At 63.0% G+C, this 13,686-nt stretch carries 9 protein-coding genes; 4 read left to right on the top strand and 5 right to left on the bottom strand.

The window, feature by feature from the left end:
• Positions 1 to 238 precede the first annotated feature (238 nt).
• Together LMG28727_RS04025 and LMG28727_RS04020 are read left to right on the top strand one after the other, a co-directional pair.
• Positions 239 to 2,977 (top strand): MGH1-like glycoside hydrolase domain-containing protein, encoded by a 2,739-nt coding sequence (locus LMG28727_RS04025; RefSeq protein ID WP_201641016.1) that lies wholly within the window; start codon positions 239 to 241, stop codon positions 2,975 to 2,977.
• A gap of 10 nt (positions 2,978 to 2,987) precedes the next feature.
• On the top strand, positions 2,988 to 4,466 hold the full coding sequence (locus LMG28727_RS04020; protein ID WP_201641015.1) for an alpha-amylase family glycosyl hydrolase: 1,479 nt from the start codon (positions 2,988 to 2,990) through the stop codon (positions 4,464 to 4,466).
• Between the two features lie 89 nt (positions 4,467 to 4,555).
• On the opposite strand, the gene LMG28727_RS04015 is transcribed toward LMG28727_RS04020, so the two are convergent.
• The 4 genes from LMG28727_RS04015 to LMG28727_RS04000 form a co-directional block, all read right to left on the bottom strand.
• A complete protein-coding gene (locus LMG28727_RS04015) occupies positions 4,556 to 5,989 on the bottom strand; it encodes an MFS transporter (RefSeq protein WP_201641014.1) in 1,434 nt (477 codons plus the stop codon).
• Between the two features lie 175 nt (positions 5,990 to 6,164).
• Positions 6,165 to 7,148 (bottom strand): shikimate dehydrogenase, encoded by a 984-nt coding sequence (aroE, locus tag LMG28727_RS04010; RefSeq protein WP_236591596.1) that lies wholly within the window; start codon positions 7,146 to 7,148, stop codon positions 6,165 to 6,167.
• Between the two features lie 51 nt (positions 7,149 to 7,199).
• A complete protein-coding gene (locus tag LMG28727_RS04005) occupies positions 7,200 to 8,390 on the bottom strand; it encodes a YncE family protein (protein ID WP_201641013.1) in 1,191 nt (396 codons plus the stop codon).
• A gap of 51 nt (positions 8,391 to 8,441) precedes the next feature.
• Complete coding sequence (locus LMG28727_RS04000; RefSeq protein ID WP_201641012.1) at positions 8,442 to 9,215, bottom strand: glucose 1-dehydrogenase; 774 nt, start codon at positions 9,213 to 9,215, stop codon at positions 8,442 to 8,444.
• A 150-nt stretch (positions 9,216 to 9,365) separates the two neighbouring features.
• Between LMG28727_RS04000 and LMG28727_RS03995 the strand changes: the two genes are divergently transcribed.
• Positions 9,366 to 10,256, top strand: a complete 891-nt coding sequence (locus tag LMG28727_RS03995) for a LysR family transcriptional regulator (protein WP_201641011.1) — start codon at positions 9,366 to 9,368, stop codon at positions 10,254 to 10,256.
• 559 nt (positions 10,257 to 10,815) lie between these two features.
• Here the strand turns inward: LMG28727_RS03995 and LMG28727_RS03990 are convergent.
• On the bottom strand, positions 10,816 to 12,423 hold the full coding sequence (locus LMG28727_RS03990; protein WP_201641010.1) for an MFS transporter: 1,608 nt from the start codon (positions 12,421 to 12,423) through the stop codon (positions 10,816 to 10,818).
• 154 nt (positions 12,424 to 12,577) lie between these two features.
• Between LMG28727_RS03990 and LMG28727_RS03985 the strand changes: the two genes are divergently transcribed.
• Positions 12,578 to 13,468, top strand: a complete 891-nt coding sequence (locus tag LMG28727_RS03985) for a LysR family transcriptional regulator (RefSeq protein WP_201641009.1) — start codon at positions 12,578 to 12,580, stop codon at positions 13,466 to 13,468.
• Positions 13,469 to 13,686 lie beyond the last annotated feature (218 nt).

Genomic DNA, 13,686 nt, shown 5'->3' with positions numbered 1-13,686 from the left:
GTGACGGGTGCGGGAGCAGTCAACAACTTCGATAACAGACCGCTCATTCGCATCGCGCGTGCGAGCGCAGATAAAGGGAGGGCAAATGCTCTTTCAATACATCGTTGCCGAACTCGCATTTGCCGACCCGCACAAACTACACTTGCAGAGATCGACCGTGCTGATCACCGACGCTTCACTCATCGGCTCTCACGTGTTGCGTCGAGCCGAGTCTATTCAGCCGTCACGGAGAACTAGCATGAGCCCGGTAAGCGTCGATGTGGAGGAACAAAAGCGCCTGAACGACTCGCGTGAAGCGAAGGTACCGTGGAAGAAGTGGGGGCCCTACCTTAGCGAGAGGCAGTGGGGCACGGTGCGTGAAGACTACAGCGACAATGGCGATGCCTGGAACTACTTCACCCATGATCATTCGCGATCGCGCACCTACAGGTGGGGCGAGGACGGCCTCGGCGGAATCTGTGACGACCAGCAGCGCCTCTGCTTTGCGCTCGCACTTTGGAACGAGCAAGATCCGATATTGAAGGAGCGCCTGTTCGGCCTCACCAACAGCGAGGGCAATCATGGCGAGGACGTGAAGGAGTATTACTTCTACGTCGACAGCACGCCCACGCACTCGTACATGAAGTACCTCTATAAGTATCCTCAGAGAGAATATCCGTACCGGGATCTGGTCGAGACCAATCGCAAAAGATCGCGAGAGGAGATGGAGTACGAACTGCTCGACACCGGTATCTTCGACGATGACCGTTATTTCGACGTGTTCGTGGAATATGCGAAGGCCGCTCCGGAAGACATTCTCGTGCGGATTTCCGTGCACAACCGCGGACCGGAGGCGGCACGGCTGCGGGTCATGCCGACGCTCTGGTTCCGCAATACATGGTCGTGGAGCGAGGACAATCGCAAGCCGTCCCTGCAAGACGCGGGTGCTGGCGCCATTCGCGCCACGCATCATGATCTGGGCGAATATTGGCTCCATTGCGAAGACGCGCCGGAGATGCTCTTCACCGAAAACGAAAGCAATGCGCAGCGCCTGTGGGGTCAACCCAACGCGTCGCCCTTCGTCAAGGACGCATTCCACGCCTACGTCATCTCAGGACAGCGCGACGCCGTGAATCCCGCCAGAACGGGAACCAAGGCCGCGGCCCACTACACCTGCGAAATACCCGCCGGTGGCAGCGCCATCATTCGCCTGCGTCTCGCGCCCTCCAGACTCGATCACGCGTTCGAAGGATTCGAACCGATCTTTGCTAGCCGCCTCGCCGATGCGAACGAGTTCTACGAGCGCATCACGCCCAAATCGCAGACCGAAGATCAACGCCGGGTGCATCGCCAAGCGTTGGCGGGCATGTTATGGGGCAAGCAATACTACTACTTCGATCTCGAACTCTGGCTGCGCGAACACGGGAGTCATCCCTTGCTCGACTCCGCACGGCGCGATGTGCGCAACGCGGAATGGTTCCATATGCTGAACGCCGACGTGATCTCCATGCCGGACAAGTGGGAATATCCGTGGTACGCAGCGTGGGACCTGGCCTTCCACACGATTGCACTGGCGCAGGTCGATTTCGATTTTGCGAAGGAGCAATTGCTGCTGATGTTGCGCAGCCTCTACGTACACCCGAGCGGCCAGATTCCAGCCTACGAGTGGAACTTCAGCGATGTGAATCCGCCCGTGCATGCCGCCGCCACGCTCTGGCTGTACAAGTACGAAAAAGAACTGGGACGGGCTGACCCGCGTTTCCTGGAGCGCTCGTTTCAGGGGCTGATGCTTAATTTCAACTGGTGGGTGAATCGCAAGGACCCGTCGGGACGCAATGTGTTCGCGGGCGGCTTTCTCGGTCTCGACAACATCGGTGTTTTTGACCGCAGCGCACAACTCCCGACCGGCGGATCGCTCGAGCAGGCGGACGGCACCGCATGGATGGCGTTTTACTGCCAGACCATGCTGGAGATGGCCGTGATTCTGACTGAGTACGACCCGATCTACGAGGAGGTCGCCTTCAAGTTCGTTCAGCATTTCATGTGGATCGCCTATGCAATGGACCGGCGCGGCGAACACGACGACGAAATGTGGGACGAGCAGGATGGCTTTTTCTATGATCTGCTGCGGCTCCCTGATGGCCAGACGACGCGCCTGAAGATCAGGTCACTGGTGGGGCTGCTGCCGCTGTGTGCATCGACGGTGTTCGAAGCGCAGTCCATCACACGCTATCCGAAACTGATGGAGCTGGTCGCGCAATTTCGCAAACGCTACCCCGAATTGATCGCACAGGTCGCGCCGACCGACACCGGTTTCATCGGCTACAAGGAGCGAAGACTTCTATCGATCCTGAACAAGCGCAAGCTCGAACGGGTGCTCGGCTACATGCTCGACGAGAAGGAATTCCTCGGGCCCCACGGCATCCGTTCGCTCTCGCTGTATCACCTCGAGCACCCGTATGTGATTCACGTCGGCGGACAGGAATACAAGGTGCAGTACTTGCCGGCCGAATCGAACACGGGCATGTTCGGCGGCAACTCGAACTGGCGGGGACCGGTGTGGATGCCGGTCAACTTGCTGATCGTCCGCGCGCTGGTGAATCTGTACAGTTTCTTCGGCGATGATTTCAAGGTCGAATGTCCAACAGGGTCCGGGCAGCACATGACGCTCTTCGAAGTGGCTCACGAGATCGAGCGACGCCTCACCGGCACCTTCCTGCGCGACGCGGATGGCAAACGGCCGGTGTACGGGGGAACGGAAAAATTCCAGAACGATCCGCACTGGCGCGACCTGATCCTGTTTTACGAATACTTTCACGGTGACAACGGCGCCGGCCTCGGGGCCAGTCACCAGACGGGCTGGACGGGTCTCGTCGCTCCCCTGCTCGACCTGTTCGGGCGGGTCGACGCCCAAACGATGCTGGAAACAGATCGTGGGCGCGTGGTGTCCCGGCTGGTGAGGGAACAGGTGAGCGGAGAAGACGCTGGTATGGCATGAGGAGAGCAACATGTCCGGCGTACGCTACCCGGCGCTGTACCAGATCAACACTCGCGTCTGGCTGACCGAGTTGTCTCGCGCGTCGGCCACGCGCGCGACACTCGACGACATTCCGGATGCCGAACTGGATCGTCTCGCCGGGTTGGGCTTCGACTGGCTCTGGTTGCTGAGTGTGTGGCAGACCGGACCGGCCGCCCAGGCGATTTCTCGCTCGCATGCCGGATGGCGCCACGAATTCGCCGATACGCTACCGGACCTCACGGACGACGACGTGGCCGGCTCCGGGTTCGCCATCCGCAGCTACACGGTTCATCGTGATCTGGGCGGCCCTGACGCGCTCGTCCGCTTGCGGCAGCGCCTGCAGCAACGCGGACTGAAGCTGATGCTCGACTTCGTGCCGAATCACATGGCGCCGGATCACGACTGGATCGACGCGCATCCGGACTACTTCGTGCCCGGCAGCGAGTCGGACCTGGTTCGCTCACCGTTCAACTATTGCCGGGTGCAGACAAGGAACGGGCCGCTGGTCCTCGCCCACGGCCGCGATCCTTACTTCGACGGATGGCCCGACACGCTGCAACTCAACTACGGCAATCCGGCGTTGCAGCAGGCAATGATCGGCGAACTGAAGCGAATCGCCGGGCAATGCGACGGCGTACGCTGCGATATGGCCATGCTGGTCCTGCCGGAGGTATTCGAACGGACGTGGGGCATCCGCGCCGAGCCCTTTTGGCCGAAAGCAACCGAGGCCGTACGACGCGAGCATCCGACGTTCCGGTTCATGGCAGAAGTGTATTGGGATCTCGAATGGACGATGCTGCAACAGGGCTTCGACTACGCCTACGACAAGCAGATGTACGACCGTTTGCGCGATGCGAACGCACGGCCGGTACGCGAGCACCTGCATGCCGAACTCGATTACCAGCAGAAGCTGGCGCGCTTCCTCGAAAACCACGACGAACCCCGGGCCGCGGCGACCTTCGAACCCGGTGAACATGAAGCCGGCGCCATCATCACATTTCTGTCGCCAGGCCTGCGACTCTTTCACCAGGGCCAGTTCGACGGCCGCAGGAAACGGATTTCGCCGCATCTGGTGCGGGGGCCGCAGGAGCCTGTCGACGCAAGCTTGCAAGGGTTCTATGAGATGTTGATGACGGTGCTGCGGCAGCCCATCTTCCGGGACGGCACCTGGGGCCTCGTCGAAATCACGCCAGCGTGGGAGGGAAACTGGACTTCGGATTGCTTCATCGGGTGGGTCTGGCAGCGGGACGACGGCGAACGGCGGCTCGTTGTGGTCAACTACGCGGGGAATCAGAGTCAGTGTTACGTGCGAATCCCGTTTGCCGACCTGACCGGCAGCACGGTACGGCTGACGGACCTGATGGGCCCAGCGAGTTTTGATCGCGACGGTAATGACATCGTGTCGCGCGGCCTCTACCTGGATCTCCCGCCTTGGGGCTATCACGTGTTCGAGCTGACTGCACCATGAAGGGACGCGGGTGCGAGTGCCATACATGCTCGAAGACACGCTCACCCCAAACGTCCCACCTCGCGCCAGAGCCCGTTAGTCAGCACCCACTAAAACTGCCGGGCAGCGGGTTCTCCGCCCAACGCTGCCGGGACGTCTGCGGCGTCGCGTAGATCATCGAGGTCGCGGCCACGCGTCTCCGGCGTGTAGAAGGTCGTGATCACGCCGATCAGGCTTAGGATCGCCACGTAGGTTGCAAGCGGAATCCACGCCAGAATCCTGCCTTCCGCGCCGCCCCAGTGCGCCGTCGCCCAGGCAATGATCGAGGCGCCGATGAGCGGCGCGACACCGCCAGCGATGACCGCTGACACCTCGCGCCCCACCGCGACGCCGGCATAGCGGTGTTGCGCGCCGAATAGCTCCGGAAGCAGCGCGCCCTGGGTGGCGAACATGCCCCACACGCCGGCCAGCGCGACACACAGCATCGCGATGCTGGCAGTTGCATTGCCGTGGCTCAGCACCCACCAGGTCGGATAGGCCAGCAGGAGTTGATACAAAGCGAACGCACGGTAGACGGGAATTCGTCCAAACCGGTCGCTCAGCATGCCGGTAATCGGAATCACGACGGCCCCTGACGCGCCGGCGAGCAGCAGCGCGACCGGCCCGATCGGTCCTTTGAGGCCAGTCGCTGTGGCGATGTAGCTGATCGCGAGCGACTGATAGATCGACGAGCCGCCGTTCTCCGCCATCCGCATGCCGATGACCTTGAGGAGCGTCGGCTTCGAATGCTTGATGAGGTGCTTCAACGGGCTCTCGTTGACCTGCTGGCGTGCTTCGAGCTTCGCAAAAGACGGCGACTCCTTGAGCTTCAAGCGGATCCAGACCGCCACCGCAACAATGACGACGCTCAGCAGAAACGGCACGCGCCAGAGCCAGCTTTGCGAAATGTCCTCGACGCGCACCAGCGCGAAGTAGATCGCGGCCGCCATCACCGTCCCAAGCAACACGCCCATGAATGGCAAAGCCGCAAAGTATCCACGCCGTTTGACCGGCGCATACTCGGCCATCAGCACGGCCGCTCCAGCCTGCTCCGCGCCTGCGCCGAGCCCCTGCAACAGGCGACAGCCGACCAGCAGGATCGGCGCCCAGACACCGGCCGTGGCATAGGTGGGCAGCAGGCCGATCAGCGTGCTCGCGACGCCCATCAGCAGGATCGTCGCCATGAGGACGAATTTGCGTCCATAACGATCGCCCAGCGTACCGAATACGATGCCGCCCACGGGCCGGATCGCGAAACCGAGGAAGTAGGCGCCGAAGCTCGCGATCAGTCCGATGCCCGGGTCGCTCGACGGGAAGAACAGCGGTCCGAAGATCAGCGCCGACGCGAGGTTGTAGAGCGCAAAGTCGTAGTATTCGAGCGCACTGCCGATGGATGCGGCCCACGCCGCGCGGTACAGATCGGCGGTCGTCACTTCCGTCCTTGCCGTGGCTGCGTCCGTAGGGACGGCGCCCGCTGCGGCGGCGATGGTATGTTGGTGCTTCATGTCGTCTCCTCCAGATTGGATTCCGCTGCGGATCACATCGTGGTCCGAAGCGTTCTTTCCGCATCGCGGCGCGTGAGCACCGCTTGTCGCCAGGTTCGCCGCGGCGATCGATCCGCCCTTGTCTTGCCGCAAGGTGCTGGATCTCCGGCTCCGTCCTACTACTTCGTCACTACGCTCATGTCTGGCCGACCCGCGCTATCTCGTCGAGTAAAGCCGCGCTCATCGCGTCGATGGGGGCCTGCTGGCCTGTGTACAGTTCGACCTGTCCGCAGAACTGATGCAGCAGCATCCGCGTGCCGTCGACCACCCGGCAACCGAGCGCCTCGGCATCGCGAATCAGCTTCGTGCGCACCGGGATAAAGGCCGCGTCCATCACGAACAGATGCGCAGCAAGCTGTTCGGTGTGTAACGGATTGACGTCCGGCGCGCGGAAGCCAGCGGCTGTCGCATTGACGACGCCATCGAACGCGGCTGGATCGAAGTCGCCCAGATTGCCACCGAAAGCGAGGTTGAAGTCGCGCGCCAACGCCTGTCCGCGCGACACGGTGCGATTGAACAACGTCACGTGGGCGCCCGCTCGTTGCACCCCCCACGCAATCGCCCGAGCTGCGCCGCCCGCGCCGAGCAGCGCGATCCGGCGGCCTTGCAACGGCGTCGCCTCTTCGAGCGCGCGCACCGCGCCCGCGCAGTCCGTGTTATAGCCCGTGAGCCACCCGTCGCGGTTATCGATCGTGTTCACTGCGCCGATTTCGCGCGCGGTTTCATCGAGTGCATCGAGATGGGCCATGACGGCCTGCTTGTGCGGCATCGTGACATTCAATCCGCGAATGCCCAGCGTACGCATCGCATTGACCGCGCCGGCAATGTCCTCGACGCCGAAGCTGACGAACGTATAGTCCAGGCCGAGCACCCGATATGCGGCGTTGTGCACTTTGACATTGAATGTGAACGGCTGGCCCGCAAGCGAGCCGCAAAGAGTTGGAATCGAATGGGGCATGGTTACTTTATGTTTTCTGGAGATTGAACCTGCGATGGCCACTTCGCCATCTGGCACGCGCAGCAGATTGTCGGTTGCGAGCTCGACCATCGTGCGCCGCGTCTCGGGCGCCGCCGGTTCAATGTGCGGAAACGGCGTGACCGTCCTGCGTGTTTTGCTCATCGTCGACATGCTGGTTGTCTTATTCCGATTGGTCCAATGTTCAGCGCGGGTTCAGCGCGGGGTCGTGCGAAGAGACGAAGGGCCGCCTGTCAACGCAATCCTGTGTCCGGTATCCCGCAGATGCCCGCCGTCCACGGCGAACAACGCCAGTTGCTTTTCGACGTTGAACTGCACGATCAGATACTTGCTGTCCGCGGTGAAGACGATGCCCTGCGCCGCCTCTCCTCCGGGCGCCTCGGCGACTTTCAAAGCCTGACCGTTGCGAATCGCGAAGAGGATCACCTTGCCGCGCGCATGGCGTCCGGGGTTATCTGGGCTCAGGTTGGAGCCGTCCATCGCCTGTACGCCGATCCATTTGCCGTCGGGCGAGATCGCCACACCCTCTGGCAGCGACGGCACTGTGATGTGCTGGACCGTGCGAAACGGCGCATGCGATACGTCGACCAGCGTCACGGCGTCGGCGTCCCCCGCGAGCTTGCCCGCATATGACGGCAGCCCGGCCAACCCGACGTCGCTGACGACGGCCCATTTGCCGTCGCTCGACACGTCGATCGTGTACGGCGCCACGCCGCTCGAGAGGCGCAGGCCGCTGTCGGTCACGCGACCGTCGGTGACATCGAGGACGGCGACGCCCTGTTCATCGCGCAGCGCCACCAGCGCGTGCCGGCCGTCGTGCGTGAAGCTCACGCCAGCGAGGCGCTTTTGCGCGATCTTGAGCGTGTCCAGAGGCGTCACGTGATTCCCCTCGATGCCGAGCACCACCACGCTGCCGTCGACGCAAGTAACGAGCGCGAGGCGCCCGCTCCGGTCGATAGCAATGCCTTGCGGATGGCTGCCGAGATCAAGCCGTACGACCGCTGGCGGCGACGCCTGCAGATCGACCACCTGCAGGAATGAGTCCATCAACAGCTTTTTGGCTGCGTAGTCGTAGCGCGTCGGTGCGGCGATGAGAGCGACGCTTGCGTCTGGGGTAATCGCGACAGCCTGCGGTGGCCCCTGGATGCCGTTTTCGACTTCCACCTGTACTTTCACCTGCGGCGGGAAGTGGGTCGCGTCCAGCAGCGTCAGCGTGTCGGGTTGGGGATTGTCAGGGTACGTATCGCGGCCCTCGACACGTTGATACTTCCCATCGTTGCCTGAGACGATCCAGTCGGCACCATATGACGTGCAGGCCATGACTGCGATCGTCAGACCGGCGATCGCTCGCGCGCAGGGTGTCCGGCGCATAGTGGGTGAACGCATTTCGATGTCTCCTTCTCTTTGTTTTGTTGTGATACCGCGTGCGCGGCGGTCTCAGACCACGCTGGTCAAGCCGCCGTCGACGAAGAGCGTCTGCCCGTTCACGAAGTCCGATGCCGCCGACGCCAGAAACACCGCCGCGCCGCACAACTCTTCGACGCGGCCCCAGCGCCCCGTCGGTGTGCGCTTACACAGCCAGTCCGAGAAATCGGGATCGTCAACGAGTGCGCGGTTCAGATCGGTCGCAAAGTAGCCCGGCGCCAGCGCATTGGCCTGAATGCCGCGACTGGCCCATTCCGCGCACATGCCCTTGGTAAGCATGCGGATGGCACCTTTGGTTGCCGCATAAGGCGCGATGCCGGGCCGCGCCAGTTCGCCCTGCACCGAACAGAGATTGATGATCTTGCCTCGCCCGCGCGGCAACATGTGCCGTGCGACCGCTTGCGATACATGGAATACGCCGTCGAGATTGACGCGCAACAGGTCGTTCCAGTCGTCGGCCGGGAAAGTGTCGAGCGGCGCCCTTCGCTGGATCCCGGCGTTGTTCACAAGAATATCGATGCTGCCGATGCGTTCCTCGACCTTGTTAATCGCGGCGGAAACCTCTTCGCGTTGCGTCACATCAAATATCGAGATATCCGCGACGAGACCTTCGTCGCGCAGTTGAGCCGCGACGGCTGTCGCCTTCTGCTCATTGCGATCGTTGATGACGACGGCTGCACCCGCGCCCGCCAGGCCGCGCGCCAGCGCGAGGCCGATGCCTCGCCCGGAGCCGGTGATCAGGGCGCGCCGTCCGCTCAGGCTGAAGAGCTTCAAAATGTCGTTCATGGCTGGCTGGCGCATGCGATGCGCACCTTTGGTGTCTCCAATAGGTGTAGTTCACCCGAAGCGCCGTGCTTGCGCCAATGTTCTTTTGTGACGCTGTTATCATGAATTTTGATTACACGGGACGACCCCGTCCCAGCAACCGGAGTGAGCATGGAACTGAAGCTTCTGCGAGCCTTCGTGGTGCTCGCTGAGGAACTGCATTTCGGACGGGCCGCGCAGCGGCTATGCATCGTGCAGTCCGCGCTGAGCATGCAGATCAAGGCACTGGAGGAGGAACTCGACGTGCGGCTGCTGGAGCGCGACCGTCACAAGGTCGCGTTGAGCGACACCGGAAGGCTCTTTCTGCCCGAGGCTCGCGCCACGCTACATCAGGCAGTGCGGGCGGAGCAGATCGCCCGGCTCTCGGGCCGCGGGGAAATCGGTACGCTGCGGATCGCCTTCGTGTCGTCGGTGCTGCCGAAGCTCTTGCCGACGCTCATTCGCAGCATGCATGCGCGTTACCCGCGCGTGACGCTCGAGCTGAAGGACATGCCGACACCCGACCAGCTCGCAGCCCTTCACGACAACAAGCTCGATTTCGGCCTGATACGTCTGCCCGTTGCGGGCGCCGGACTTGAAATTCGCGTGGTGCTCGAGGAGCCCTTTGTCGTCGCGCTCCCGGACGACCACCCGCTAGCCGCGCAATCGCTCATTTACCCGACGGATCTTCAAGGCTGTCCTGCGTTCGTGCTTGCACGGCGTTACGCACCCGGCTTTCACGACGAATTGCTCGTTGCGTTGAAACGCGAGGGGGCGGTTCTCAACATCGTTCAGGAACTGGGCGAATTTACGACCATGCTCGCGCTAGTCGCCGCGGGCCTGGGCATCGGGATGATCCCGGCCGAGGCAGCCATTGCGTTGCCACCCAAAGTCGTGGCGCGTCCGCTCGAACTTGGCGATCACCGCGCGGGCATCGGACTCGCTTACACCGACGGCGACAATCCCGCCAAGCGGGCGTTACTCGGCGTGCTGGAAGAATGCGTCGGCAACGCATGGAGGTAATCGTCGCGTCCGCCCTTTCGCTGTCGCCGTGACGCTCAATGTGAGGTCTTAATGACGAAGGCGACACGAAAGGCACGGTGGTCCGCTCAGGCGCAGCTTCTCCTGTGCTCAATTATTCAGGGCGTCCGCTATACGTTCGGCAGCAGACCGCCCAAGGTGGCTGATCGAAAGTCTTACTGACCGCACTGAACCACAAGCTTACCGACTCAGGACGGACCCATTACGACCCCTCGACCAGGCACTAACGAACGCCAGACTTCCCGCACAAGCGAATGGCGTCTGATGGCCGGCCTCGGAAGTTAGAAGCGGCCCGGTACGAGGTGTACCCAAAGATTGCTCGTGCAGTTCAACGGATGAGACCTGGATCGATCTCGCCCTGATCGACTCGCAGTCGGCGGTCGCCGTCACGCAAAGCGGTCGTTCACTGGCTTTTCCGGTGTCGTTCACCGGCTTTTCCGGGGCAAGCGGCCGGCGGTCATGACGCGCCGAAGATCGGCACGAAGAGACCGGCACCGCGCTCGTCTCGCGGCGCCGTTGCCAAGCGCGCGCCTGTGTTGGGTCAACCATCGTCGCAAGCCAGTTCGGGTTTGCTGGATACGATATTCGCCGCCGCGGCGGGGTCGACGGTATGCGTGTCGACTCTCTCTGTGCCCACCGGTTCGTCCTCGACACGGACCCGGCTCAAGAAGGTGAAAGCTGCGAGCGCACACAGCAGCGTGACAATCGTGAGCCCGTCGAGCAGGCGGTCGAATGCTGCCTGATAGACGAGCTGTAGCGCAGCGGGCGCGACCTCTGGAAGTTGTGCCGCCGCATGGGCCAGATCACCGGACGCGAGCCGCGCGGCCGCGTCGGCGACAGCCGCCGGTGCGGCCGACGGCACCGCGGCGAGCAGACGCCCATGCACGAGCGCCGCGAGCAACGCGGTCACAACCGCGAGCGCGACGCCTTCGCCCGCGACCCGCGTGGTACTGAAGACGCCGGTTGCCATTCCCGCGCGGGATTTCGGCACGACACTGACCGACAGGCCGTCCATCAGCCCCCACGGCAAACCTGCGCCGACGCCAATCGCGAGCATTGGCCCGAGCGCAGTCGTTCCCGCGCCATGGTGCAATGCGCCGCCGAGCGCGTACAGCCCAGCCGCGGCGATCACCAGCCCGACTCCACAAATAACACCCGCCGACAGCCAGCGTGTCAGTGTCGCCGCGACGAATGGGACGACCAGCATGGGTGCAGAAAGCACAAGCATCAGCGTGCCCGCATGCAGTTCGTCATAGCCGTCGAAGCCGATGAAACGCAGCGGCAGCACGACGAGCAGCACGATATAGCAGTAACAGGTCGCAACCGGCAGCACCTGAACGCCGACGAAGCCCGCATAACGGAACAGCGACAGGTCCAGCATCGGCCGCGCTGCGCGCATTTCCACGACGATGAACGCCACTGCAAACACGACGAACGCGCAAAGAAGCCCGATCACGACCGGTGACGTCCAGCCGCGGGACGGAGCCTCGATCACCCCGCAGGTGAAGCAGGTGAGCGCGGCTGTGAACGTGGCCGTGCCCGCCCAATCGACCCGGTGCGCGTGCGGATCGCGCGACTCGCGCATCCACGGCACGCCGAACGCAAGGGACAACGCGCCCGCGAGCGCGCCTGCCGCGAAAATCGCGCGCCAGCCGAACTGGGCGATCAACCACCCGGCCAACACGGGACCAAAAGCGAGACCGATCCCGAAGGTCGTGCCGAGTACGCTGAACGCGCGGGTCCGCGCGGCGCCGTCGAACTCCTGCGCGAGCGCGGCGGTCCCGCCTGCCAGCGTCGCAGCGGCTGCGACGCCTTGCGCGGCGCGCAGCAGATCCACGACGACGATCGACCCTGCGAAGCCGAGCGCGAGCGAGCTCAGCGTGAAGCCTGCGACACCGTACGCAAACACCTTCTTGCGGCCGAATCGGTCCGCGAGCGTCCCCGCCGCCATCAGCAGACTGCCGAACGTCAGCATGAACGCGTTGGTGACCCAGTTCATCTCGACGGGGCTGCCGCTCAGGTCTCGTCCAATCGCCGGCGTCGCGACCGCGCCGCCGGAGAACGCGAGCGGCAACGCGAGGGCGGCCATGCACACGGCGGCGAGCACGACAAGCGGCCTCGTCGAACGGGAAGAAATCGTGGTTTCCATTAACGCTCCTCATCACATCCGGCACATCGCGGTGCGATGCATCACGCCAGAGCGACAAAGGATAATTTCGATTCAATCATGGAAAAATGACGTATAACTCCGCAGATAGCGGAATAAAATTCCATAATTGAGTGAACAGGAGGCTCGACGCGGCATGGACAATCTGAACGATATCGTCGCGTTCGTACGCACCGCAGAGACGCTCAGCTTCGTGGCGGCCGGCCACAAGCTGGGTGTCTCCGCATCGGCGATCGGCAAGACGATCGCGAAGCTGGAACGCTCAGTCGGCGTGCGGCTGTTTAACAGAACCACACGGCGCGTCACGCTCACGGACGAAGGCAGGCACTTCCATGAGCGCTGCCACCGGATCCTCGACGAACTGCGCGATGCCGAGGCAATGCTGTCGCAGGCTGCTCAAAGCCCGCGTGGCCGTTTGCGTATCAGCCTGCCCGTAATCGGCTACCGGTTCCTGCTGCCGGTGCTCCCGGCATTCAGCGCGCGCTACCCGGAAGTCGAGTTTGATCTCGACTTCAACGACCGTCTGGTTGACGTTGTCGACGGCGGCTTCGACGCGGTGATCCGCGGCGGCGCGCTTTCAGATTCGAGCCTGATGTCGCGCCGGCTTGGCCCGTTCCGCTTCGTTCTATGCGCATCACCCGATTACGCGGCGCGCGCGGGTCTGCCGCGCACGCTCGCCGAGCTAGCCGGGCACCACTGCGTGCGTTACCGGTTTCCGACCACCGGCAGGCTGCAACCGTGGGCCCTTGCGGAAGATGGCAGCGAGCCACCGAACCTGCGCACCGCAATGACATGCAACAACATGGAGGCGCTGCGGGGCGCGGTGATTGCCGGCTTCGGGATCGGCCTCATGCCGGACTTCCTCACCCGCGATGCGTTGCAGAGCGGCGCGCTCGTCACGGTGCTCGATGGTCACTCGATAGCGCCCGGTCAGTTCTCTATCCTGTGGCCGTCGAGCCAGCAACTGTCGCCGAAGCTCCGCGTTTTCGTCGACTTCATGTGCGCGCATGTGTTTCCGGAATCGTGACCCGCGGTGGTTTCGGACCGCACAAAATTAGGTTGGCCATTGCCGATGGCGAGCGGCCTCCTCCACCGGCCACGCACTACTTCAAGCAGCTTTTCCCACGCATGTCGACAACCGCGAATCGAACGCGTGGACAGCATCGTTTTCGATCTGCTGGCATCGAGTGTAGAAGCATGACACCGGCGAGCTTGTGCGTCGCCCAAACCTGGAGAGCATGCGGC

This window comes from Paraburkholderia metrosideri (assembly GCF_904848625.1).
In the GTDB taxonomy this organism is placed as follows: Bacteria; Pseudomonadota; Gammaproteobacteria; order Burkholderiales; family Burkholderiaceae; genus Paraburkholderia; species Paraburkholderia metrosideri.
Note: the sequence above shows the minus strand (reverse complement) of the source record. Positions and strands in the feature narration are given on the sequence as shown.